The 24,209-nt window shown below is 49.6% G+C and carries 25 protein-coding genes, 1 pseudogene and 1 riboswitch; of the genes and pseudogenes, 7 read left to right on the top strand and 19 right to left on the bottom strand.

The features are described 5' to 3' along the window. Nucleotides 1-18 precede the first annotated feature (18 nt). The 9 genes and pseudogenes from THEAE_RS0107875 to THEAE_RS23690 form a co-directional block, all read right to left on the bottom strand. Nucleotides 19-762 carry a nucleoside phosphorylase gene (locus THEAE_RS0107875; RefSeq protein WP_028987091.1) on the bottom strand — a complete coding sequence of 248 codons (744 nt, stop codon included), beginning with the start codon at nucleotides 760-762 and terminating at the stop codon, nucleotides 19-21. A gap of 16 nt (nucleotides 763-778) precedes the next feature. Continuing rightward, on the bottom strand, nucleotides 779-1,474 hold the full coding sequence (locus THEAE_RS0107870) for a Crp/Fnr family transcriptional regulator (RefSeq protein ID WP_028987090.1): 696 nt from the start codon (nucleotides 1,472-1,474) through the stop codon (nucleotides 779-781). A 405-nt stretch (nucleotides 1,475-1,879) separates the two neighbouring features. Beyond that, complete coding sequence (locus tag THEAE_RS0107860; protein ID WP_028987089.1) at nucleotides 1,880-2,647, bottom strand: DODA-type extradiol aromatic ring-opening family dioxygenase; 768 nt, start codon at nucleotides 2,645-2,647, stop codon at nucleotides 1,880-1,882. 20 nt (nucleotides 2,648-2,667) lie between these two features. Further along, a complete protein-coding gene (locus THEAE_RS0107855; protein WP_028987088.1) occupies nucleotides 2,668-3,429 on the bottom strand; it encodes a zinc ribbon domain-containing protein in 762 nt (253 codons plus the stop codon). Between the two features lie 316 nt (nucleotides 3,430-3,745). Then, entirely contained in the window at nucleotides 3,746-4,648 is a 903-nt protein-coding gene (locus THEAE_RS0107850) for a glycine betaine ABC transporter substrate-binding protein (RefSeq protein ID WP_028987087.1), read from the bottom strand. A gap of 16 nt (nucleotides 4,649-4,664) precedes the next feature. Then, nucleotides 4,665-5,504, bottom strand: coding sequence for an ABC transporter permease (locus tag THEAE_RS0107845; protein ID WP_028987086.1), 840 nt, complete (start codon nucleotides 5,502-5,504; stop codon nucleotides 4,665-4,667). Then, on the bottom strand, nucleotides 5,501-6,697 hold the full coding sequence (locus THEAE_RS0107840) for a quaternary amine ABC transporter ATP-binding protein (protein WP_028987085.1): 1,197 nt from the start codon (nucleotides 6,695-6,697) through the stop codon (nucleotides 5,501-5,503). Before THEAE_RS0107840 ends, THEAE_RS0107845 begins: the two co-directional genes overlap by 4 nt. A 136-nt stretch (nucleotides 6,698-6,833) precedes the next feature. Further along, nucleotides 6,834-6,975, bottom strand: a riboswitch (cyclic di-AMP (ydaO/yuaA leader). Nucleotides 6,976-7,337: 362 nt separating this feature from the next. Further along, nucleotides 7,338-8,664, bottom strand: a pseudogene (locus THEAE_RS0107825) (ISLre2 family transposase). Next, nucleotides 8,648-8,782 carry a hypothetical protein gene (locus tag THEAE_RS23690; RefSeq protein WP_281169563.1) on the bottom strand — a complete coding sequence of 45 codons (135 nt, stop codon included), beginning with the start codon at nucleotides 8,780-8,782 and terminating at the stop codon, nucleotides 8,648-8,650. The pseudogene THEAE_RS0107825 and the gene THEAE_RS23690 overlap by 17 nt, the downstream one beginning before the upstream one ends. 285 nt (nucleotides 8,783-9,067) lie before the next feature. On the opposite strand from THEAE_RS23690, the gene THEAE_RS20405 reads away from it, so the two are divergent. The 4 genes from THEAE_RS20405 to THEAE_RS0107800 are packed head-to-tail and all read left to right on the top strand — an operon-like array spanning nucleotide 9,068 to nucleotide 13,520. Next, nucleotides 9,068-10,171, top strand: coding sequence for a nucleotidyltransferase family protein (locus tag THEAE_RS20405; RefSeq protein ID WP_084213482.1), 1,104 nt, complete (start codon nucleotides 9,068-9,070; stop codon nucleotides 10,169-10,171). Next, nucleotides 10,168-11,328, top strand: coding sequence for a glycosyltransferase (locus THEAE_RS20400; protein WP_052329856.1), 1,161 nt, complete (start codon nucleotides 10,168-10,170; stop codon nucleotides 11,326-11,328). The genes THEAE_RS20405 and THEAE_RS20400 overlap by 4 nt, the downstream gene beginning before the upstream one ends. Continuing rightward, nucleotides 11,321-12,460, top strand: coding sequence for a hypothetical protein (locus tag THEAE_RS0107805; RefSeq protein WP_028987083.1), 1,140 nt, complete (start codon nucleotides 11,321-11,323; stop codon nucleotides 12,458-12,460). Before THEAE_RS20400 ends, THEAE_RS0107805 begins: the two co-directional genes overlap by 8 nt. A gap of 19 nt (nucleotides 12,461-12,479) precedes the next feature. Continuing rightward, nucleotides 12,480-13,520: a glycosyltransferase family 4 protein gene (locus tag THEAE_RS0107800; RefSeq protein WP_028987082.1), complete on the top strand. Its 1,041-nt coding sequence runs from the start codon at nucleotides 12,480-12,482 to the stop codon at nucleotides 13,518-13,520. A gap of 205 nt (nucleotides 13,521-13,725) precedes the next feature. On the opposite strand, the gene THEAE_RS0107795 is transcribed toward THEAE_RS0107800, so the two are convergent. The 8 genes from THEAE_RS0107795 to yfkAB form a co-directional block, all read right to left on the bottom strand. Next, nucleotides 13,726-14,541, bottom strand: a complete 816-nt coding sequence (locus THEAE_RS0107795; protein WP_028987081.1) for a DUF2935 domain-containing protein — start codon at nucleotides 14,539-14,541, stop codon at nucleotides 13,726-13,728. Nucleotides 14,542-14,634: 93 nt separating this feature from the next. Then, a complete protein-coding gene (locus tag THEAE_RS0107790; protein ID WP_028987080.1) occupies nucleotides 14,635-15,291 on the bottom strand; it encodes a class I SAM-dependent methyltransferase in 657 nt (218 codons plus the stop codon). Nucleotides 15,292-15,305: 14 nt separating this feature from the next. Further along, entirely contained in the window at nucleotides 15,306-16,217 is a 912-nt protein-coding gene (locus THEAE_RS0107785) for a PLP-dependent cysteine synthase family protein (RefSeq protein ID WP_028987079.1), read from the bottom strand. A 22-nt stretch (nucleotides 16,218-16,239) separates the two neighbouring features. Continuing rightward, nucleotides 16,240-17,373, bottom strand: a complete 1,134-nt coding sequence (locus tag THEAE_RS0107780; RefSeq protein ID WP_028987078.1) for a bifunctional cystathionine gamma-lyase/homocysteine desulfhydrase — start codon at nucleotides 17,371-17,373, stop codon at nucleotides 16,240-16,242. 341 nt (nucleotides 17,374-17,714) lie between these two features. After that, nucleotides 17,715-18,281 carry a Uma2 family endonuclease gene (locus tag THEAE_RS20395; RefSeq protein WP_052329855.1) on the bottom strand — a complete coding sequence of 189 codons (567 nt, stop codon included), beginning with the start codon at nucleotides 18,279-18,281 and terminating at the stop codon, nucleotides 17,715-17,717. A gap of 287 nt (nucleotides 18,282-18,568) precedes the next feature. Then, on the bottom strand, nucleotides 18,569-19,054 hold the full coding sequence (locus THEAE_RS20390) for a Gfo/Idh/MocA family protein (RefSeq protein ID WP_052329854.1): 486 nt from the start codon (nucleotides 19,052-19,054) through the stop codon (nucleotides 18,569-18,571). Beyond that, nucleotides 19,030-19,440 carry a Uma2 family endonuclease gene (locus THEAE_RS21970; protein WP_052329853.1) on the bottom strand — a complete coding sequence of 137 codons (411 nt, stop codon included), beginning with the start codon at nucleotides 19,438-19,440 and terminating at the stop codon, nucleotides 19,030-19,032. The genes THEAE_RS20390 and THEAE_RS21970 overlap by 25 nt, the downstream gene beginning before the upstream one ends. Nucleotides 19,441-19,452: 12 nt before the next feature. Continuing rightward, nucleotides 19,453-20,583, bottom strand: coding sequence for a radical SAM/CxCxxxxC motif protein YfkAB (yfkAB, locus tag THEAE_RS0107760; RefSeq protein WP_028987077.1), 1,131 nt, complete (start codon nucleotides 20,581-20,583; stop codon nucleotides 19,453-19,455). A 368-nt stretch (nucleotides 20,584-20,951) separates the two neighbouring features. Between yfkAB and panB the strand changes: the two genes are divergently transcribed. From panB to panD, 3 genes are all read left to right on the top strand, one after another. Beyond that, the gene (gene panB, locus THEAE_RS0107755) at nucleotides 20,952-21,806 is read left to right on the top strand and encodes a 3-methyl-2-oxobutanoate hydroxymethyltransferase (RefSeq protein ID WP_028987076.1); all 855 of its coding nucleotides are present in this window, start codon (nucleotides 20,952-20,954) and stop codon (nucleotides 21,804-21,806) included. Next, the gene (panC, locus tag THEAE_RS20380; protein WP_052329852.1) at nucleotides 21,803-22,696 is read left to right on the top strand and encodes a pantoate--beta-alanine ligase; all 894 of its coding nucleotides are present in this window, start codon (nucleotides 21,803-21,805) and stop codon (nucleotides 22,694-22,696) included. Before panB ends, panC begins: the two co-directional genes overlap by 4 nt. 105 nt (nucleotides 22,697-22,801) lie before the next feature. After that, the gene (gene panD / locus THEAE_RS0107745) at nucleotides 22,802-23,185 is read left to right on the top strand and encodes an aspartate 1-decarboxylase (protein ID WP_028987075.1); all 384 of its coding nucleotides are present in this window, start codon (nucleotides 22,802-22,804) and stop codon (nucleotides 23,183-23,185) included. Nucleotides 23,186-23,252: 67 nt separating this feature from the next. On the opposite strand, the gene THEAE_RS0107740 is transcribed toward panD, so the two are convergent. Continuing rightward, complete coding sequence (locus tag THEAE_RS0107740; protein WP_028987074.1) at nucleotides 23,253-23,441, bottom strand: hypothetical protein; 189 nt, start codon at nucleotides 23,439-23,441, stop codon at nucleotides 23,253-23,255. Nucleotides 23,442-23,543: 102 nt separating this feature from the next. Then, nucleotides 23,544-24,095, bottom strand: coding sequence for a sugar O-acetyltransferase (locus THEAE_RS0107735; protein WP_028987073.1), 552 nt, complete (start codon nucleotides 24,093-24,095; stop codon nucleotides 23,544-23,546). Between the last annotated feature and the right edge of the window lie 114 nt (nucleotides 24,096-24,209).

Genomic DNA, 24,209 nt, shown 5'->3' with positions numbered 1-24,209 from the left:
TCAGTTCCTCCTTTGCTTTTACTTTTGATTCGCATCTGCGAAAATCGTCTCCAAGGCAAGTTGGATCTCCCTTTCCTCCCCGACAACCGACATGTTCCCTTCTTCTACATATTGATTGATCCCCCTTTCCAGTTCTCCTTCCGCCTCCACGACCACATTGAGAATGGAAGCGACGCGGAGTTTCCTTAAACCGCCGATGACAAACAGGGCAGCCGTCTCCATATCGGAGGCGACGATTCCTTTCGCACCCCAGAAGCGATCAATCTCTTCCTCCAGGTCGGTGTAGAAACTGTCATGGCTGCGCACAAGCCCGCACACATAAGGAAATCCCATCCCTTTCACCGTCTCAAGGAGCGTCATGAGAAGATCCGTATTGGGAATGGCAGGATATCCCCGTTCAATATAGGTATCCGATGTCCCGTCATTGCGCACGGCACCGTTTGCAATCACCAAGTCTCCCAACCGCATACCCGGTTGCAATGCGCCGCAGCTGCCGATCCGGATCATGGTGGTCACCCCGATGCGGCGCAGCTCTTCCACGGCAATGCCTACGGAAGGCCCGCCAATGCCTGTCGAGATCACCAACACCGGAATTCCTTTGTACCTCCCCAGAATAGACCTGTATTCCCGGTTGTAGGCCACCTCCCGAGGATCGTCCAAATACCGCGCCACTCGTTCCACACGGCCGGGATCTCCCGGAAGCACTGCATACTTCGCTTCGATCTCCCCAATGCGAATGTGCGGTTGTACTTCAACGTGCATGCTTTTCTCCCTCTCACTAATCATATTTGCTGAGCATCTCCTCTTTTCTTAACTTTTCAATGTCTTTCACTCTCAACGTGTGGCTGTCCAATTCAAGAATCCCTTTCTGCTTCAATTCTTGCAAGACCCGGTTGATGCTGCGGGGTGTAACCGCCAACTGCTGGCTGAGCTTCTGCTTGTCCATTACAACCCTGATCTCCTCCCCATTCTGCCTTCTTCCCTCCACATGGGAGAGCAGATGGCGACAGATGCGGTGGTAGAGGGAATAAAGCTTATCTTCTCCCGCTTTTTGCGACAGATCGTAGAAGAGGCGCGTCACTTTTCGCAGAAGATAAAGGGTGAAATGATGATCCAACTCGATCCATTTGAGGAAAAGGTCCCGGGGTAATCCGATCAATTTTACCTCTGTCAGCGCTTCCACATTGCTGACAAAAGGCTTTCCCTCAAAGATTTCCAATTCCCCAACAATATCTCCTCGTCGATAAACAGCCTGGGTATATTTCCTTCCATTCTCAGCCAAGATATGAATGTCGAGCAATCCCTCGACGACGATGAAAAGACGGTCTTGCACCTCTCCTTGTTGGCAGATCAATCTGCCTGGCTCATATTGGTAAAACTCCCACTCCCGTAAAACCTCATAGGGGCAATGCTTAAGGATCTCGTAGAGCTCGGGATAACGCTCCATCACTTCATGAATTTCAGGGTGCAACACGCTTTCCACTCCTATCATACCGGATTCTACACAATGCTACCAGGACATCTGTCCCTCATTGCGGAAGGATGATCCTGATTTGAACCGTCAAAGTCTGTGATTTCGGGAAATTTGTCCGCAACCTTCCTTTAACTTATAATTCGTTTTTATTATAGTACAGGAAGGATGAGAATATATAGGTTTTTCTACGAAGGGGAAAACGGATCATCCGACCGGTTGGAGGCCCCTTCTACAAGGGTAGTCAGGGAGTCGCTTTAAGCTTTCCGCAAATGGATGACGGAATTTGAACAAAGGGGAATTCAATATCTGGTGAGCAATAAGAAAGAGGAAGAAGAGAATGAAGATAAAACACCCACCAACATCTCCCCGTAAGATGCCGGCGGGTGTTATCGATCCATTGCAGCCTCAGAACGAAAAACAGATGTGGCTAAGGCTTCCGAAATCGTAGCTTCGGTGCAGGAGCTCCGGAGTCTCCCGTCCTCCGCTTCCCATCGCAATGAAAAGCGGAATGAAATGCTCAGGGGTTGGTACGGCGCGGCGGGCGTGTGGAGCATATTGATCATAATGAAATAAAGCATCCAGATCTTTGGCGAGCACTTTTTCCACCAACCAATCATCAAATTCCACCGCCCAGCTAACCGGTGTCCGTCTTCCCCATTCGATGCTAAACAGATTATGAACCGTCCCCCCACTCCCGATGAGCAATATATCCTTTTCCCTTAATTGACGGATGCACTCTCCGATGAAATATTGTTCCTTCATCGGCAATGCCGGGTTGACGGAGACCTGTACCACGGGAATGTCGGCGGCAGGATACATGCGGCGCAATACCACCCAAGATCCATGATCCAATCCTCGTGAAGAATCCAGTTTTACAGGAATACCTACCTGTTCAAATATATTCTTCAGTCTGGAGGCCGTTTCCGTTGAACCCTTCGCCGGGTACTCCATCGCGTATAACTCTTCCTGAAATCCGCCGAAATCGTGGATGGTTTCGTAAGCATCATCCCGATAAGTTACGGATAGCACAGGGCTTATCCAATGAGCCGTAAAGATCACAACGGCATCAGGTTTTCCCATCTTCCGGCCTAACTCCTCCAAAAAACGGGTGTACGCATTCTCCTCCAACGCCAACGTGGGAGCGCCATGCGCTAAGAACAACGATTGAACCATCCCTTCATCCTCCATACAATTTAGAACAAAGATGGGACCATGATCTGGCCAATAATATGTTTGACCATCGATTGTGCGAACATACTTGCGATGATGATGAGAACAAGGATAATGGCAAAAAAGTAGTAGAGGTCATCGATGGGACGGCTTACCATATTCCGCTGAAAGGATTGCAACGTGATGTAGATCGATAGAAGTATACCGATATAGGCGAATCCCATGAAGAACATGGTTAACTGCGCTGAAAGAATGCCAAGAACAAGACCAGCAAGAGAAAAAGCGGCCGGCAAGACTAGAGAGGCACCGAAGCGGGCCATAACCGTTTGGAAATCGGCCAACGCTTTCATCTTGACAGCGACGAACAATAGCCCGGTGATCAGTAAGAAGAAGAGGAATAGAAAGACGGACGGTTGAATCACCACATTAAAAAAGGAAATGCGAACAAATGATCGAAATGGCGTATTTACCATTGACAGGTACATAAAAAGCGGCGGGATGAGGGATAAGAGAATCATGACAATAATACCGTTGAGAAGCTGGTTCCGATCCACTTCTTTCACAAATTGGGAAGGGCTTCTTAAATTACCCATACAGAACTCGAAAAAATTCCTCGAGATACGCTTCGCTTCATCCGTCCATTGGTTGCCCTTTGGTACTTCGCCACTTCCTTTACCAACCTCTTCGCGAACCCCATCACTTCCCGCATCTCTCAACAATGTGCCGCATTGAGCGCAGAATACGGCATTCTCCGCATTATCATGACCACATACCTCGCACTTCATAATAACCCTCCTTCAAGTTGATGCTAAATATAGGGAGAAGCATAAATATTCTACCAAAAGAAAGCCAACTCGCCAACCTTTGCGGTTCAATCAAATCATCCGTTATGATAATCGATAAAGTTTTTGTGAGAGCAATACCCCAATGAAACCGAATAGAAACCACCAATCTTTCATTATCACCATCAGAATCGACGAAAGCGAGAATAACAGGGTAGTTACCAACCATACGATACCGATGATCGGTTTCGATATATCAGGTTGCAACGGACAGAAAGAAGGAGCACAGATTAGAGTGAATCTGTCCTCCTTTCTTCCTTTATTTTCCCATCATCTGGTTTACCTTATCCTGATTATTCTTGATCCACTCCTTCGCGACGTCTTCCGGCTTAGCTCCATCCTCAATGTTGAGGATCATCTTTTCCACATCCTCGACGGGAATGCTCCATCTTTTCAGGAACTGATACGCCTCAGGAGCCTTTTGATCAAATCCCTTATGGACCAGCACATGGACCTCGGAGGTTTTAAAGAAGTCCTTCGGGTCCTTGAGCACCTTCAGATCCCACCGGACGAACATGGAATGGGGCCTCCACCCTAGGAATAGAATCGGTTTCTTCGCGGAAATCATCCGCTTCGCCTGGGTTAACATGCCCGGCTCACTGGAAGCCTGGTACTCCAGATCCAACCCATACGCCTGAATCATCTCCCGGGAGGTGATGGTCATCCCCGCCCCCTCTTCAATCCCATAGATTTTCTTCCCGAATAACTCCTCTTTTCCTTTTAGATCTTCAATCGACTCGATTCCTTCCACATAAGCGGGAATCACCCAGCCCAACTCCCCATCGGGATAACTGACGGCCACATCTTCGATGGAACCCTGATATTTCTCCATATAATTCTTATGCATATCGGGGAGCCAGGCATCCATGAATACATCAATATCCCCTTTGGACAATCCGGCATAAACCACCCCGGCATCGGCATCCTGCAATTTCACCGTGTAGCCCATCTGTTCCAAAATCGCCTTTGCTACCTGCGTGGGTGGAATGGTACTGGTCCATGGCGTTACGCCAAAGGTGATGGTCGGCTTCGTTCCGGAGGAGCCGCCGCTTGCTCCCGTTTGAACATTCCCACCGTTTGAACCGCACCCGGTTACGATGCCGGCCAAAAAGAGAAAAAGCCCTAATCCGAGTAACACCGCTTTGTTCCAACTTTTCTTCATACCTGCAACACTCCTTTTATGATGATTGATTCTTTCTCCCCAACCCTTCCGTCACTCTGTCTAAAATAATGGCAAGCACCACGATCCCCAACCCGCCGGTGAGGCCCAGTCCCGCATCCACCCGGGAGATCCCTGAGAGAACCACCGAGCCTAGACCCGACGCCCCGATCATCGCAGAAATGACGGCCATGGATAGAGCCATCATGATCGTCTGGTTCACCCCGGCCATCATGGTGGGGAGGGCAAGGGGGAGTTGCACCTTGGTGAGGATTTGCCAAGGGGTTGAACCAAAAGCTTGAGCAGCCTCCACCACATCGGAGGGTACCTGGCGGATGCCAAGGTTGGTCAGTCGAACCGCGGGAGGCGTGGCGAAAACGAAGGTGGCCATCACCGCAGAAACACCGCCAATTCCAAACAAGAGGATCATCGGAATCAAATAGACAAAACTAGGAAGTGTCTGCATAAAGTCCAGGATCGGACGAACCACCCGTTCCACCCAATCCGATTTCGCACTCCAAATCCCCACAGGAATCCCAATGACTAGTGAAAAGAGGGTGGCAACCAGGACGATGGCGAGGGTCTGCATTCCTTCTTCCCAGAGATCGACCGACCCGAGATAAAGCAGACCCACCAAAGTAAATACCGCCACTCCTTTCCCCGCCGTCCGCCATGCCAGAACGATCAGGAGCAGGGCCATGATCACTTGCGGGATTCCCATTAAAAAGGACTGGAAACCCTCCAGGAGTAAAGAGATGAAACTCCCGATCGCATTAAAATAGCCACCCAGAACAGGGATGAGCCAATCCTCTACAAATGCATTGGTCCAATCGGCCAATGGCAGTTCAAAAAAATTCATTTCGCTTCCACCTTCTCTTCCATGCCAAGTGCAAGCCCTGAAAGAATGGAGACACGGACGATGATGCCCACCAGCCGCTCCTCCTTCACCACCGCGATCGGGTACTTTGTCTTGACCGCCACACCGATCAGGTCCCGAAGGGGTGTATCCGGCGAAGTGGTCGGGAATTCATCGATCAGGTACTCATCCACCCACCGGTCTTCTTGAACGGCTCGCAAGGCGTTATCGATGGTTAACAATCCCTTTAACTTCCTTTCCTTATCTACCACGAAAATACTGGAGATCCCCTGCTCCTCCATCTTGTGAATCGCCACCCGAGGTCCCTCCCTCCAGGTGGCGACCACGTCCGGTTTCTTCATCACATGGGAGGCTAATAAGACTTTCGAACGGTCCACATCTTGGACGAATTTCTCCACATACTCGTTGGAGGGATTCTTCAAAATCTCCTCCGGAGAGCCAATCTGGACGATCTCCCCATCCTTCATGATGGCGATCCGATCCCCCAGTTTTAACGCCTCATCCAGATCGTGGGTAATAAAGAGAATCGTCTTATGAAGCCGTTCCTGAAGCTGAATCATCTCCTCCTGCAGTTCTTTACGAATGAGAGGATCAAGGGCGCTAAAGGCTTCATCCATCAGAAGTATGTCCGGATTATTCGCCAATGCCCTGGCGAGGCCCACCCGTTGTTTCATTCCGCCGCTCAGTTCATCCGGCTTGCTCCCTTCATATCCCTTTAATCCGACCGTTTCTAAAGCGGCTAAGGCTTTCTCCTCCCGCTCATGCTTCGGGATTCCTTGCACTTCCAAACCATAGGTGACGTTTTTTAAAATCGATCGGTGGGGAAAGAGGGCAAAATGCTGGAAGACCATCCCCACCTTTTTCCTTCGTAATTCAATAAGCTCCCTCTTCCCCATCTCTACCACATTTTCTCCGTCGATCAGAATCTGACCGGCAGTGGGCTCGATGAGACGGTTCATGAGACGAATCAAGGTTGACTTTCCACTTCCCGATAACCCCATAATCACGAAAAATTCTCCTTCGTTTACTTCGAAAGTAGCCTGGTTCACCCCGACCGTCATCCCCGTCTCCGCATAAATCTTCTCTTTCTTTTCTCCCCTTTTTAGGCGTTCCAGGGCTTCCTCCGGCCTAGGCCCGAAGATCTTCGTAAGCCCCTTAACCACGATTTTTTCCACGGATAAAACTCCTTTCTAAAAAATCAAAACCCCCATCACAAAGCAGGGAGAAACCTCCAGCCTTAGATGAGGGGTAAAGATAAAAATATTATTCTTAAAAATCAAAGAAAGGAAGATCATGAAGAAAATAAAAAAAAATAACCCCATCTAACGCTTACGAGGTTAGCTGACGGACTCGGGAAAGATGGTTCCCTACACAGCCTTACGGTCTGCTGATTCGCCCCAAAACTTGGTTCCCCCGTTTTCCGTTTTTCACGGAAATTAAGCACATGATCAGTATAACAAAGGATGGAAGGGGGTGTCAAATGACGGCCTGTGCAAGTTACTGTCAATATCTCATTGGCTTTTCCCCTTGTTTTTTTTATTTTTATGAGTCGTGGCCTTGACATGGAGCCTCTGCGCCCCCTCATACTCCCCAAAAACGCTGGCGGGCGAAATAATCCCCCTTCGGGGGCGCCCGCCTTCGCAATCGCTTAATGAGGGGCGCCTCTCCATGTAAAGGCTCTCCACATCGCTAGCTTCACTCCGACCCTTCGGGCACGACTCACCTTATTCGTTTTCTGCCACAAACCGCTTACCTATCCACAAAATCTCTTTGCCTAGACTCATCAAAATATATAGATTATATGTTCTTATTTCTTTATAATGCTGAGATCGTCTCATTGATCTTCCGTCCAAATTCCCTAAGCCATGCTTTTGGACCGGTCAGACCAGGCATGTGCGCCTGACACCACTCTCCCGTCTCTTCCTGACGACGTTCGCCCCTTTTTGGCCTCCCTGGACCTTTTTGTTCTGTTTCGTCTACCTTGTTGGTTTGCTGAGGGTCTTCTTTTTTGCCGAGATTAAAGATCCACTTTTCAATCCCTTCCCATTCCCCATTGAGGACAGCCGCTCTAACTTGCAGCAGGTTTTCTACCCCTTCTTTGCTCCAGCTCATCCCTCTTTTTTTCATTCGGTCTGCTACAAGATGGTCATTGAAGTTTTCGATGTTTCCTATCCCTCGCGCTTCCTCGGGTACTTTGTCACTTCGATTCCGGTAGTCTTTGAGGCTTTCCCAGTTCTTCAGAATCGTTTTTTCTAGCTTCTGGCTCTCTTTTCTCTTTTCACTATCTTTCGCCTCCCTTTTCTTGGTTTCCATCCATTTTTTAAACCCTTCTTTGTCATCTCCTTCAATCATGGCTTCTAGCGTATCCAGCATTGCAGGCTCCCCAAATCCAAAGACTTGTTTAACCCATCGATGAAAGTGGAATTTGTCGATCTGATGTAGGGATCCTGCATAAAACTCAGCCCCTTCTTTTCCCCAGGATGATCCGTCACTGCCAAAAACGAATAGCCCCACTTTTTCTATTTCATATGTCTTTTGGAGATAGTTGTCTACTTTCTGCCAATATTCTTTGGAGGAGTTGGTGGTGGCGATCACCTTTGGATTCTTAAGCCGGTATTCTCTTTTGATCGGGTTTTTCGCTTCCCAACCTTCATAAATACATCCGTTTTTGATTTCCAGGGTTGTTCCATATTTCTTCCGGTCTTTTCCTTGCAGGCTTACATAGACCCCATCCGATTCAACGAGCACGATCTTGGCTTCCCGCTTCTTTTCGTTCTCCGGCATTTGTTCTCTGTGTTTGTTGATTCGTTCTCCTTGTTCTTGGACCGCTTTGTGAATTCGCTGATGACTTACATGAAGCTCAAGTTGTCCTAGGATACGAGCGCTTTGGCGATAGGAGTTCTGTGTGGCTAAAAATGCCGATATCTGACTTAACGTAGGACTTACGGTTTGTTTGCTTTCAATCCCTAATTTTTCATCGAGTGGGTAGCTCCACCCCCCCCTTTGTTTGATAGATCCTCCGCCGATACAGGATTTCTCCAAAGAGCGTTTGTATACCCATTGGGCGTATGCCTCCACTTTTCCCATCTCGTTCTTCACTTTGAAAAATGAGCTCATCGGCTTGTTCAAGTATTTCTTCCATCAACAAAGCACCAAATACTTTGACCATCTTGAAGATTTCCTTCTCCAAATTGTATAAAGTCTATCTTGCCTTCTGCGGCTTGTTGCGATAAACTGTTAATGTAATTAAATAATTCCACGAAAAGAGACCTCCTTAACAAGGGTGTACAAGGTCTCTTTTCGACATTTTAAGACCTTTTTCCTGCATCTCAACCAATGATTATTTTACTCTAACCCTGTGCAAAAAGTTGGCACACTCGGCGATTCCCTGAACGTCTCTACAGGTCAAAGTACCAAATCCAAAGCGGAAAGTGAACGAGTATGGAGGCTTCACGGAATCTTGACGGAAAAAAATCTTATGATCATAATTATTTATGTATATGTCTATGCATAACATACTAAGGATGTTGGAGGAGGGAGCCAGTATGCAGGTCTTGTTGTTGGCCGGTGGTTTGGGAACGAGACTCCAACCGCTTACGGACGATCTGCCGAAACCCATGGCACTCCTTGGCAATCGCCCTTGGTTGGAATCTCTCGTCACCCACCTCAAAGCTTCCGGAGTGCAAAGCATCGTAATGACGGTGAAGCATTTCCCGGAGATCATCGAACAACATTTTGGCAACGGCGAACGTTTTGGCGTGAGAATCGTCTACGCCAAAGAAGAGAGGCTTCTAGGTACTGCAGGCGCCATCAAAAATGCTGAACCCTTTTTGGAAGAACGTTTTATCGTGATCAACGCAGATGTGGTCCATCTCTTAGATGTCGGCGCGATGATGGAGCGACATCTTGATCACGGCGGCGCGGTTACCATTGCCCTAACCGAAGTCGATGATCCCAGTGCTTACGGCGTCGTATCCCTGAAGGAAAATGGAGCCATAGAACGCTTCGTGGAAAAACCGCGACGTGATCAGGCGCCTTCCCATTTTGTAAATGCCGGCGCCTATGTATTAGAACATAAAGTTTTATCCTACATCCCAATAGGCCGGGAAGTCTCCATCGAACGCGAGATTTTTCCCAACCTGATCGCTCAAGGCGAAGGCGTCTTTGGACACCGCATCGAAGGCTACTGGCTGGATATGGGCACGCCCGAACGGTATAAGATTGCCCATTGGGATCTTTTAGATGGGAAGTTTGTCATCCCAGAGCTTCCTCCCGAACGAAATGCCGGCATTCGCTTAGGGCATAAGGTCCGCCTCGGCAAAGGGGTGCGTCTTAGCCCCCCGGTGATGATCGGCGACGGAACGGTGATCGGCGACAACGCTGTGATCGGCCCTTATGCCGTTGTCGGTGCGAACGTCGTGGTAGGGGAAGGAACGACTCTAGAGCGGACGATCGTCTGGAATGGCGCGCGTGTGTCTGCCCACTGCCAAATTAAAAATAGCATCCTAGGGGATGCGACGGTGATGGGCGAGGGTCTTGTGATCTCCGGAGGAGTGATCAAACGCGCTCGCAAAAAGTTCTCGAAGCCCTCCTTGGACCTTCCATCTACCGACGCTTCGATCGCGCAGAAAGCGGTGGTTCAACCGTGAAAATCCTCTTTGTCAGCACCTATCCACCTACCAAATGCGGCATTGCCACCTACACGAAACACCTGCGTTCCGGCATGATGCGCTCCAAAGCCTTACCGGCGAGCGCACTGCCTGTATTGTCGGTCTACCCGGAGCAGTGGACCCTCTCTACCCCGGAGATTACCCCCTTGTCCAAAACAGACCTCTCCGGTTACCGGGCCGCAGCCGAGTGGGTTAACGCCAGCGACATCGATGTGGTTAGTCTGCAGCACGAATTTGGCATTTTTGGCGGTGAAGCCGGGGAATACATTCTCCATTTTCTCGATGCCCTCAAAAAGCCGGTGGTCACCACCTTTCATACGGTCTTTCCGGAAGAGAGGCTTCCCTACACGCCGGTACAAAGAGAGATTCTAGAGCGCAGCACTCGCATCGTGGTGATGAACCGCTTAGGCATCGACTGGCTTAAGAAAGTATTTGGCGTGGACGAATCTCTTATTGATTACCTCCCACACGGGGCACCGGAGCCGCTTCACGTCGATCCGGCGCATTTGCGAAGCAAATGGAAGTTGCAAGGACGAAAAGTCCTTTTAACCTTTGGGCTTTTAAGCCCCGGCAAAGGCATCGATCAATTTCTGGACATCTTAAGCATGATCGTGCCTTATGCGCCGGATGTTCTTTACGTGATCGCAGGTCTTACCCATCCTGAAGTGAAAAAAAGGGAAGGAGAAGCCTATCGCCAACAACTGCAAGATCGCATCGAATCCTTGCATTTAAACGATCATGTGCGTTTTATCAACCGCTTTTTCAGCGAGGAAGAACTGACCGAGCTGCTCACCGTCACCGATCTGTATATCAGTCCCTATCCGGGGATGGCGCAAATCACCAGCGGCACCCTGGCCTATGCAGTCGGTTTAGGGCGTCCGATCGTCACCACCCCATACGCCTATGCCCGTGATGTGCTGCGGGATTTTCCCGATCTCACCATTCCCTATGGGGCCAAACGGCAATGGGCGGAGAAAATCATCGAGCTGTTGACGGATCAGGAAGTTCATCGGTCCATCGAACAACGCATGCAGTTGTTGGGACGAACGATGCGCTGGCCTTTTGTGGGACGCCTTTTTTTCACCATGTTGCAAAAGCTCATGAACCACAGGGGAGCCTTGATCCGACATGGGTAAATGGAGCATCCGTTTTCGGCATCTCTTTCGTTTGACGGACGATGTGGGAATTTTGGAACACGGGCACTACCTTCTGCCACGACGCGGCGAAGGATATACCACCGATGATAACGCCCGTGCCCTGCTCACCGTGCTTACGTGGGCCGACCTTCTGCCCCCTTCGTCTTTGCGCGATCGTCTCCTCGCATTGTCCGAACGGTATCTAGCCTTCTTAGCTTGGGCCGCACGAGAAGATGGCCGCTTTCATAATAACTTTTCTTACGCTCGCGAAAAAGAACCGGAGCACCCCTCCGATGATTGCGACGCTCGCGCGCTCTACGCCCTGGCACACGCCCGCTATAAAATGCCTCACCAGGCCCATCGGGAGCTCAGTCGTGAGCTGTACCTCAAGGCACTTCCCCACGCCTTTCATTTCAAAGCGCCGCGGGCCATGGCTTATGCCTTGGCCACTGTCGGCACCTTGCTCGAAACCGACCCCGGAGACCTCTCACAGACCGAGCGTACGTTGAGCTTTCAACTGCTTGAGACGCTTTCCTCTCGCCTGCTCAGACTCTATGAAGAAAATCATGATCAGCATTGGCGTTGGTTTGAACCCCTTCTCACGTACGCCAACGCTCTCTTACCCTGGGGTTTATGGCGAGCCCAAATGCTTCTCGACAATGAAGCCGTCCGGCATGCGGCAAAAGAGAGCCTCGAATTTCTGATCGGCGTGATGACGACAGGAGACCCGCCGCATTTAAGACCGGTAGGGAACGACGGTTGGGGGGATCGAACCAAGATGGCATCCTGGGACCAACAGCCGTTAGAAATTTTTAAGATCGCTTTGGCGGCGAGTGCCGCTTGGGAGCAAACGGGAGAATCCCGCTATTGGCAAGTGATTCAACTGGCGCACGGATGGTTTTATGGACAAAACACACGTGGCGTGATGATGATCAATGAAGCAGAGGGCGCAGCCTATGATGGACTGACGCCCAATGGGCCAAATGCCAACGCTGGGGCGGAAGCTTTGCTCAGTTATCTGATGACGGAAGCCATCTGGATTGCCGCACAAAAAAAGATTTCTCACCGACTCCTCCTCAACGCGGAGAGAGAGGATACGGTAACGATCGAGGAAGAAACGCAATCGCTCTGAACAAGGTGAGGTGCGAACTATGCATATCGGAATCCTCGCCCCGATCACCCATCGCATTCCCCCCAACTCCTACGGTCCCTGGGAGCTGATCGCGTCCCAATTGGCTGAAGGGCTTGTATCCCGCGGCATCAAGGTCACCTTATTCGCCACCGTCGATGCCAAGACATCGGCGCACCTTCACGCCGTGGTTCCGGGGGCCTTAGCGGAGCATACGAGCTGGCCGGCTCGGGCTTGGGAGCAGATCCATATCGGGGAAACCCTCAGCGCAGTGCATGCGCTCAAGATCGATCTCTTGCACAACCATCTTAACTTTTGGCCACTTCCTTTTGCATCCCTTTTATCGGTGCCGATGCTCACCACATTGCATGGGGCGGCGATGCTCGAAGATGACTCCCGTATGGTCTTTGAACGTTACCGCCACCTGCCCTACGTCTCCATCAGTCATGCGGAACGCACTGCCGTTCCCACCTTAAACTATGTCGCCAATGTGTACAACGGGATCGATCTCTCCCTCTTTCCCTTTTTCCCACAGGGCGGCGAGTCGCTTCTCTTTTTGGGACGGGTCAGCGCCGCAAAAGGCACGGATCACGCCATAGAACTGGCGCGACGCAGCGGGCGGCGATTGATCATCGCAGGGCCCGTTCCAGCATCGGAAAAAGATTTTTTTGAGCAGAAAATCCGCCCTCATCTCGATGGACAAAGGATCATCTATGTAGGGACAGTGGATGCCCAGGGTAGAGAGCACCTGTTCCGAGAAACCTATGCCCTTTTGCACCTGGTGCGTCAGCCGGAGCCGTTTGGTTTAGTGTTAATTGAAGCGATGGCCACAGGCACCCCGGTCATCGGCTTGGACCGCGGCGCCGTGCGGGAAGTGGTCGGTCCAGGGCAAGGCGGATTTGTCGTGCAAAACCTGGAAGAAGCGGAGCGAGCATTGACAAATATCGATCAACTAAACCGCCAGCGGATCCGTGAACGCGTAGCCAACCACTTTACAGTAGACCGGATGGTCGACGGTTACATCCAAGCATATCGAACGGTCCTCTCCACCGCGAAGCAATAAGCCCGGGCTCCACAACAACGGTTAAATCATCCGTTCATACACGCTGTATCACAGAATTAGCACGCATTTGCTCAACATTCTCCAATCCATTTCATCTGCAACGTGCGAAAAGATCCCCACTCCGATCAAAAAAATCCCATATCCTGAATGGATATGAGAATACGGATTGTTATCCACGTCATTGTAAAAACAAATATTGGAGTTCTTACTCCGTTTCCACCCTTGGCTTCGCAGGATCGCAAACGGGCTGTTTCACATGGGCGCTTTGAGAAAGTTTCGTCAAATAATAACACTCTTCCCTAAACATATGATCGGCCATTAACGGATCGAATACCCCAAGCGCCTCATCGTTTAACCGCAACTCTTCCAACTCGGACAAAAAGGTTTGGAAGAGTTTTATCTCCAGCTCCACGTCATGATTAAAACGGTTGAGTGCCGGGAAATGGGCGAGATGAGTACGAAGATACCCGGCCAGTTCCACCGCTTTTAAATAAAAATGCTCAAACTGCTGAGTAAACTGCTCGCTCTTCTTCTTTACGTTTTTTTCCGTGGGATCAAAGAGATCGGTCATCGTGGCGGAATGCCCTGCTGCATCGGAAAGCCACAACAAATGGTGATGAACAGGATGAACCTCCCGGGGAACCTCCCCAATGGTTAAATCACGAAGAATGCGCAGATATTCCTCAAGCTCATTCACCATATGGTTGAGAAAAGTGGGCGGGAGGTTGATCGATACGTTTCCTACCAGATGACGCTTGATCAGTTCCAATTTAAAATCCCTTAGTTCCTGGGCCGAGCGGAGACTATTCCAGCTTAGAGAAACCAGCTCTTCATCCGCAAGAGACCGACGGGCATCCTCCAATAAAGCATCAAATGTTCGAAGCAAGTGGCCGGCTCGTTGAACCAGATGGACTTCCTTCGGAGAGAAGGAATGAAAAATAAAACGGCTGTGATCCCCCAATATCTGTAACCAAAAGCGGTGTTCAAACGAAGCGGATTGACGATATGCCGAGTCAGACACCACGATAACCTCCTTAGGCTTTCTCTTTTCACGTTATGTGTGAGAGCCTAGAAGGTGTATGGGAAATAAGCCTATTTGGGAGGCAAATGGGGATCATCTTTTTTCCGCCTGCAATATCCATACGAAGCGGTTCATCGGCTCAAAAGATACGGAGAAACCCGCCTGTTCGAAAAGAGAACGAAGGACCGCATGGGTGGAGTAAAACTCCCGCTCCAAATCTTCCGCCAGATTCCTGAACCCTTTGGCCCTTGCTTCCTTGAGCAGACTCTCCTTCACCTCTTCACGTTCGTACATGGTATCGGCGATGACCACCCTTCCCCCGTGGGACAAGAGCCGGCGAAAGAGAAGTATCGCCTCCCCCTTTTCTTCATCCGTCAAATGATGAAAAGCATAACTGCTGATGATTCCCTGAACGGACCCATCGGGGAAAGGAAGATCTAAAAAATTCCCATCTTGAAAAGGAAGTTCAGGGTACTTCTTCTCTCCCTTTGCCCGCATCGCTTGGTTCGGTTCGATGGGAATCACCCGATATCCCTTCTTCCAAGCGACATAAGCCAGATTTCCCGTCCCTGCGCCAATATCCAGAATCGTATCTCCCGGCTTTTGCCCGAGAAGTTCCACCGTCCTCTCCAGGATGCGGTCATATCCTTGGAAAACTTCTGCATACTCCCCCTCGTTACTGTACACGAATTCATCATAGGTCTCTGCCCACTGATTAAAAATCTCTTGGAAACGAACAGGATCCTGCATCATCCTCCCCTCCCTCACCCATAAATGTTTTTACTGAAATACCGTTCGCTCCGGTCGGAAAAAACGGTTACCATATTGCCGGAAATCCCTTCCCGTTCCGCCAGCCTAACCGCAGCCGCCATATTGGCTCCGGAAGAGGAACCGACGAATAGCCCTTCCTCTCGGGCGAGCCGCTTTACGTATTCGAAAGCTTCTTCATCGGAAACCTTGATCACCTCGTCCACCAGAGCGGCATCAAATACATCGGGAATAAAATGATTTCCAATCCCTTCGATCCGGTACGAACCGCTCTCCCCCCCTCCGAGGGTCGACCCGTAGGGGTCGGCCAATACGGCTCTCAAATCGGGATTCTGCTCCTTCAGATAAGAAACGATTCCCGTAAAGGTCCCTCCCGATCCTGCTCCGGCTACAAAAAAATCAACCTTCCCATTGAGCTGCCGGTAGATCTCCTCTCCGGTCTTACGATGCGCCTCTACATTGGCCAAGTTCCGAAATTGGTTAGGGATATAGGAATCGGGGATCTGCCGGTGAAGCTCTTCCGCCTTGGCGATCGCCCCCTCGATTCCCTCTTCCTCCGGAACATGGATGATCTCCGCTCCCAACGCTCTCATCAGGATCTGTTTTTCCTGAGAAAATTTTTCCGGTACGATGAGAAGAAGGCGGTATCCTTCATGGAGGGCGGCTATGGCTAAGCCCAAACCGGTATTTCCCGCCGTCGGTTCGATGATGACCGAACCGGGGCGTATCTGCCCCTCTTCCCTCGCCCGCCTCAGCATCTCCATGCCGATGCGATCCTTCACGCTGCCGCCGGGATTTACGAATTCCAGCTTCGCATACAGCTTAACCTTAGAGGGTACGCCGATATGGTTCAATTGCAGGAGCGGCGTGTTGCCGATCAATTCACGGATATCCTGGATCACCTTCATCCGAATCTCTTCCTTCCCACCGTTAGTCTAAGGCATAAGCCAATTCTTCGATCAAATCTTCCACATCTTCGATCCCCACCGAGAGCCGGACGAGCCGGTCGCTAATGCCCAACGCTTCCCTTTTTTCCAAAGGGATGGAAGCATGGGTCATGGCCGCAGGCAGTGAGATGAGGCTCTCCACCCCTCCTAAACTTTCGGCCAAGGTAATCAGTTTCACGCGGGAGAGGAGCTTTTGGGCGGCCTCCGCCGACTCCACCTCGAAGGAGAGCATGGCGCCGAAACCTCTGGCTTGCCGTTTCATGATTTCATGACCTTCATGGGTGGACAGTCCGGGATAATACACCTTTTTCACCTTCGGATGCCCCTGTAGAAAAGCGGCGATCTTCCCTGCATTCTCCTCATGGCGCTCCATGCGCACACCTAAAGTTTTAATCCCCCGCATGAGCAGCCAGGAATCCTGCGGCCCTAAGATAGCACCCACCGAATTCTGCAGGAAATGGATCCTCTCTTTGAATTCCTCCCTGCTTACCACCACCAGTCCCGCCACCAAATCGCTGTGTCCTCCTAAATATTTGGTGGCGCTGTGAACCACGAGATCGGCGCCCAGTTTCAGGGGTTGCTGAAGATAAGGAGTCATGAACGTATTATCCACGATGGAAAGAAGCCCATGCTCCCTGGCCAACCTGCTTACCGCCGCAATATCCGTGATACGCAGCAAGGGATTGGTCGGTGTCTCGATGAGAATCGCTCTCGTTCGCGGGGTGATGGCCGCCTTCACCTCCTCCAACTTGGATGTATCGACCGCGGTATAGCTGAGCCCTAAGCGGGTAAAGACATGCTCCATCACCCGATAGGTTCCGCCATAGACGTCGCTGGAGAGAATGAGGTGATCCCCGGCGCGAAAAAGCATCAACACCGTAGAGATGGCCGCCATCCCTGAAGCGAAGGCAAATCCGGCAATCCCCTCTTCCAAATCGGCAGCGAGCGCCTCCAGTGCGGCACGGGTGGGATTTCCCGTGCGGGAGTATTCGTAGCCTTTATGGACCCCCGGACTGACCTGCCTGTATGTAGATACTTGATAGATGGGCACGCTAACCGCGCCGGTATGGGGATCTTCCGAGATCCCGCCATGAATCAGCTTGGATAGGAATTTCATCGTGATCGTCCCTCTTTTTAGTCTGAGTGAGATGAATGCTATTTTGATTCTCATATGATTCTCATTTACAATGTATTCTATCCCACCCCGAAGAGACGGTCAAGAGAAGATTTGGTCTGGAATGCACACACCTCTCTTCACGAAGCCGCAGTCCGATCTCTCCGCCAAACCGCTTCGTTCTACCCGTAGACGATAAGATTCACCTTTTTGGAACTACATCCCATCTCATTCAAAAAACTTTTGGAAATAAAAATCCGCTCATAAAAAAAAATCCCTAGCTGATGGGCAAAATTCAGGAGTTTCGAGTCAGGAGATTACTTCATTTGTGCCATCTTTTGCATCTATTGATCTTCCTGCGGGAATATTTCCTTCAAATCTAGCGTGAGACAATGAACCGTCCGCGCATTTAATCTATCCTGTTCGGTCAAAATGGCCTCCAGCAGATAGCGTCCGTTGTCCAGCACAAATTGCTCCACAAGGCGGTACACCGGATCGACCACCCAATATTCCTTCACGCCGAACCGTTCGTACAACTTTTTTTTGATCGTTTTATCCCTTTTTCCCGTGCTTTCCGACATGATTTCCACTACAAGATCCGGCACGCCGAATATATAACCATCCCGGATGATCTCCATACGTTCACGTCTGATGTAAATGAGGTCCGGCTGTACGATGTTCTCTTCATCAAAATGAACATCCAAGGGTGCGAGCAAAATCTCCCCCTCACTACCACAGGCGGAATGAAAAGCAAGGTGCAAATTCGATAGCAATTTCTGGTGAACATATTTAGGAGAAGATAAGAAATCATAGCGAATACCATTAATGATTTCATAACGCTCGGAAATCTCGTAATCGCCCTGCTGTTCTTTGATGCTATTATCTCTTTTCGATGTCTTGTCATGGCTCAAACCATATCACCTTCCCGCCCTTCGTCTGATCTTCATCCTAAAAATATCCAGATAATTACAGGCGTCATAAAGCTCTTCATTTTTATGTATAATTCTGAAATTAATTAGTGTTTCTTAAATGAGTAATCGGTCCTATCTGAGGCATTGAAACCGCCTCGCGTCATTCGTAACCTTATTTTGTCATAATTCCAATCAAAATACAAGGAACACAAATGCGTCTAGATTGCCAATGGGACAAACTAGACGCAAACGGGAGCATGGTAAGTAGAGACTATCGATTTTATGATTCAAAGAACCACGTGTCTCCCCGTATCGGCGGATTCGATGGCGGCGAGGACGATTTGGAGCGCCTTCAGCCCGTCCTCCCCCGTCACCGGAGAAGGGGTTCCGCTTAAGACGCTCTCCACGAAGGCGTCGATTACCCCGCTCTTCGTCTGATTGTCATTCGTCTGGATGGCATCCACTTTATAATCGATCCTCTCGCCGTTTCGCTTCTCGATGCGAATCGAGTAGACCGGATCTTCATAGATGCGCATCACCCCCTCATCCCCGTAGAGGATGGTACCGTTCTCCTCATTTCCATAATAGGTCCAACTAAAGGTGGCCGTTCCTAACACTCCCGATTTCATCCGCAGAATGGCCACCATATTATCGCTCACATTCACAGGAGACCCATCCGGATATTTCTTATCCAACGTTCCCCGAAAGGCGGATACCTCCGCCACATCCTCCTCCAGAAGAAAACGGATCAAGTCAAACTTGTGGATGCCCAAATTGTTCGTCTATCCTGTTCGGTCAAAATGGCCTCCAACAAATAGCGGCCATTGTCCAGCATAAATGGCTCCACAAGGCGATACACAGGATCGACCACCCAGTATTCCTTCACGCCGAAACGTTCGTATAACTTTTTAATCGTCTTACCCCTTTTTCCCGTGCTTTCCGACATGATTTCCATCACAAGGTCCGGCACGCCAAATACATAACCGTCCCGGATGATCTCCATACGTTCGAGTCTGATGTAAATGAGGTCCGGCCGTACGATGTTCTCTTGATCAAAATGAACATCCAGGGGTGCGAGCAAAATCTCCCCCTCCCGACCACAGAAGGAATGAAAAGCAAGGTGAAGAAGAGAGTGTTTTTTCTCTATGAGTTTAATCATGCGTGAATCGGTTTAATCGGAAGAAATCGAGATTCCTTTCCTCACGGAAAAATCTACATCCGGATAATAGGTCTTTGCCACCAACAGACTAGGTCCATTGCAACGGGACTGGGGACAGAAACAACGATACGGGCGAAAGAGTTCATGCGACTGCCAGCGAAGAAGGCAGTCCTCCAGGCGGTCCTCCTTTACATTCCCCAGAGGACCCACATCACCAAAATCGGTCACAATCACATCCCCGGAAAAAACATTCACATTTAAGCGAATATGCCCATCCGGGTCGTTCCTAACCGTCACATGAGGCGTCCGATGAATCCTCTTGATCAATTGGAGATCCTCATCAATCCCACTGCAGGGATAAAAGGGCAAAGTGCCGAACAAGATCCACAGGTTGGGAATATGAGCATCGAGCAGTCTATGATACGCATCCCTTAATTCCTCCAAAGATAACAGAGGCATATCCCTCGCGAAATCGCTGGGATACAAGGGGTGAACCTCATGCCTTCGGCACCCCATCTCATAGACCCACCTGTGAATCTCGCAAATCTTCTCCTTCGTCCGAATACTGATCATCGACTCGGCCGACACGAAAACCCCCATATCCGCCAACTTGCGAGTATTCTCCACAAGCCGATGAAAGATTTTTTCCGCCTGGGAATAAGAAACTTTATGGGGCATCCGGGCAAAGGTAATCCGATAAAAATCTTCGGCAGAGACATAATTAAACGAAATGTGCATCACATCTAGAAAGGGAAGAATCTCCTCATACCGATCCAACGCAAGCGTCAGGTTCGAATTCAGCTGCGTCTTCGCACCCCGGTTATGGGCATACCGCAGTAAAGGAACCACATAATCCCTAACCATCTCATGATTAAACAGAGGTTCCCCTCCGGTGATGCTGATCGTCTCAAGATGCTCTATTTCATCAAGCCTCTCCAACAAGAGGTGAAGAGGAATTCTCCCATCCGGCTCTCCCACAAGTAAATCCTCCCCCACCGCACAATGCTCACAGCGCAAGTTACACTGATGTGTGACGGTAAATTCCACGCTGGTGAGCAGATCCCGTCCATGCGCGATGCGGTGATGGATCGATTCCCACGGATCGTAGGCGGGACTGATCTCTTGTCTGTTTGTCCTATCCATCGTACCTTCCTTTCCGACACTCACTCATAAATTGTTCTACCAAGTTACGGCCAAAATCGGTGCTTTCTCCCTTCGAGTTTTTAATCCTTTCCATAATACACTATACAGGCCGCAGGCTTCGATCTCTAGTGCAACGATCTCATTCCTATTCCGACGAACATTTGATATAATTCCGTTTAGAATGTTCGGTTCATCCCTCCATTTTTATTCTAAACTTCTGACGTGAACTCCACGAGAGACTCCACTCGGCTAATGCCTTAGGAATCTAGGAGCATTTCCGCCGTCGGGAGTTCTGCCGTTCAACACCAAACGCTCTCCGTCTGTCCTGGGTAATAAGAGAGAAAAAAGAAGGGAAGGGGCGGCACCCAATGACAAGACAAAAGGCAACCACTTCATCCTTACAACAAATGAAAAAAGAAGCGGAACACATTGTCATGATCACCGCATACGATTATCCGGGGGCTAAGGCAGCCGAAGAAGCCGGGGTAGATGTAATCCTCGTGGGCGATTCCCTGGGCATGGTCGTCTTAGGATATGAGACCACGTTGCCTGTTACGATGGAGGATATGATCCATCATACCAAAGCCGTTCGCCGAGGGGCAAAAGAGACGATGATCGTCACCGACATGCCCTTTCTATCCTACCACGTCACCGTTGCCGAAGCGATCCGAAATGCAGGCCGCCTCCTGCAAGAAGGGGGGGCAGATGCGGTAAAACTAGAGGGGGGCAGAGAGAGAATCCCTACCATCCGTCAATTGGTAGAAGCCCAAATCCCCGTGATGGGACACCTCGGTTTAACGCCCCAATCCGTTAACCTCCTTGGGGGATTTAAAGTTCAAGGACGCGAAGCCGAGGGAGCAAAACGGATCATCGACGATGCCCTTCGTCTCGAAGAAGCAGGATGTTTTGCTCTCGTTCTGGAGTCTGTACCCGGCGAACTGGCCGCCTGGATCACAAGCCGTTTATCCATCCCTACCATCGGCATCGGAGCGGGACCAGGTTGTGACGGGCAAGTCTTGGTCATGCACGATCTACTTGGCATCCATCAAGGACATGTCGCCAAATTCGTGAAAAGATATGCAGACGTAAACCGCATCATGGTGGAAGGAATCCGGGCATTCGCAAATGAGGTTCGGAACGGGCAATTTCCCACCCCAGAACAGACTTACACCATGAAAAAAGAAGAATGGCAACGATTGCTAAAGGAGATGGAAAACGCATGATTTTTACCACCATCCGGGAGATCCGTCATCATATAAACGAAGAGAAGAAAAAAGGAAGACAAATCGGGCTCGTCCCCACCATGGGATACCTCCACGAAGGGCACCTCTCCCTGATCCGTCAAGCGAAGGAGAGAGGAAACTACGTGGTCCTTAGCATCTTCGTAAACCCCCTTCAGTTTGGACCCAATGAGGATTACGCCCGCTATCCCCGCGATCTGAAGCGGGATGAGAAATTAGCCGATGAAGCGGGGGTAGACGCCATCTTCGCCCCCTCGGTCGAAGAGATGTATCCGGAAAAATCCCTGACCTATGTAACGGTGGAGAAACTCTCCGACACCCTCTGCGGCCTAACCCGCCCCGGACACTTTCGCGGCGTAGCCACCGTCGTCTCAAAACTCTTTCACATCATCGAGCCGGATGAAGCCTTTTTCGGCCAAAAAGATATTCAGCAGGTACGGATTATCGAACAGATGGTAACCGATCTCAACTTCCCCATCAAGGTGGTCCGCTGCCCCATCATTCGCGAAGAAGACGGATTAGCCATGAGCTCCCGCAACGTGTATCTCTCTCCGGCGGAAAGGCGAGAAGCCCCCATCCTCTATAAGGCGCTGCGTCGAGCGGAGAAAGCTTTTTTAAACGGAGAGATCGATGGAAATACCTTGGTTCACCTGGTAAAAGAGCAGATTGAACAATCTCCCTCTGCGAAAATTGAATATGTACGCCTTGTTCACCTTAAGACGCTTGATGAGGTAACCAAGGTGACTGACCCCGCCATCCTAGCGGTCGCTGTCCGTTTCGGGACCACCCGTCTCATCGATAACATTCTCTTGGAACCCTCACAAAATTTACACTACATGCATAAACACGAAGGAGAACATGGAGGAGCCTAAGAAGGAGAAATTGCTCAGAACTTACATTATATGCAATAAACACCCCCGTCAAAACAGGGGGTGTAAGATGCTCCTATCAGACAGAATGGTAAGAGGTGAACGAAGATGTTCCGAACCATGATGAAATCAAAAATACACCGCGCCAAAGTAACGGAGGCCAATCTGAACTACGTCGGATCGGTCACCATCGCCAAAGATTTAATGGAAGCCGCCGATATTCTGGAAAATGAACAAGTACAGATCGTCAACAACAACAACGGCGCCCGTTTTGAAACCTATGTAATCCCGGGCCCGCCTCACTCCGGGATCATCTGCCTTAACGGAGCCGCCGCCCGTCTCGTTCAACCCGGGGATACGATCATCATCATCTCCTATGCTCTCATGGAGGAAAAAGAAGCCCGTGAGCACCAACCCATTCTGCTCTTTATGAACGAAGATAACAGCATCGCCCAGATTAAACGAGGAGAGATCCACGGCAATTTATCTTAACTTTTTCTATGCGATCAAAAATATGCAATCAAAAATATGCGATCAAAGACATAATTTCCTTCGTTGTTTATGTCCTTTCTAACGACTTTTTCAATTCTTCAATCTTCTCTAGCGGTAATTCTGTATTTTCCCGGAGCCGATCGACCCCCTGGATCGTCGTTTCTACCAGAAGGTCAACTCTCCGTTCGCCTCCTTTCAACACGATAAAATACCCGCTTTCGTCCTGTTCAACAATTACTGGGAATGTCCTAGCCATTTGAATCACCTCACGATTCAAAACGTCCAATTGGTTCCCATGGTAGATGGAGTCCCTGCATGGGTGGTATCCAAAGTTACTTCCAGCACCTTTTCAATTCCTTTATATCTCTCTGATCACCTTGCAAGGATTTCCTACAGCAACTACATGATCTGGGATATCTTTGGTAACAACACTTCCAGCACCAATGGTGACATGGTCACCAATCTTCACGCCTGGACAGATTATGGTTCCGCCGCCAATCCAAACATTATTCCCTATAAAAATGGGTTTAGAAAATTCTTTACCGGTAAGCCGTTCCACGGGATCAATAGGGTGAGTAGCGGTATATATTTGAACATTGGGACCTAAAAGTACATGATCCCCAATCGTAACCTTATTCACATCAAGGATAGTACAACCAAAATTAGCATAAAAGTTATCCCCAACGATAATATTGTATCCATAATCACAATAAAAGGGGGCTTCAATATAAAAAGAACCTTTTGCAATAATTAATTGCTTAAGGATTTCCATACGTTTCTCTTTTTCACTTGGTCTCGTGTGGTTAAACTCAAAGAGCAAATTTCTTGCATACTCTCTTTCTTTTACTAATTCTTCATCCCCCGCATAATAAAATTGACCGGCTAACATTTTCTCTTTTTCACTACGCATCACTATTCTCCTTATGATTCTCCTTTGATGTGTTCCTGCAAAAATAACGCACAGATACACCATCTACCGCAATTATTGGTTCACTTACGGAATAAGTCCTTCATTCTCTTCTTC

It is taken from the genome of Thermicanus aegyptius DSM 12793 (assembly GCF_000510645.1).
Classification (GTDB): domain Bacteria; phylum Bacillota; class Bacilli; order Thermicanales; family Thermicanaceae; genus Thermicanus; species Thermicanus aegyptius.
The sequence above is the reverse complement of the archived record's forward strand: the minus strand, read 5'-3'. Positions and strand labels throughout refer to the sequence as shown.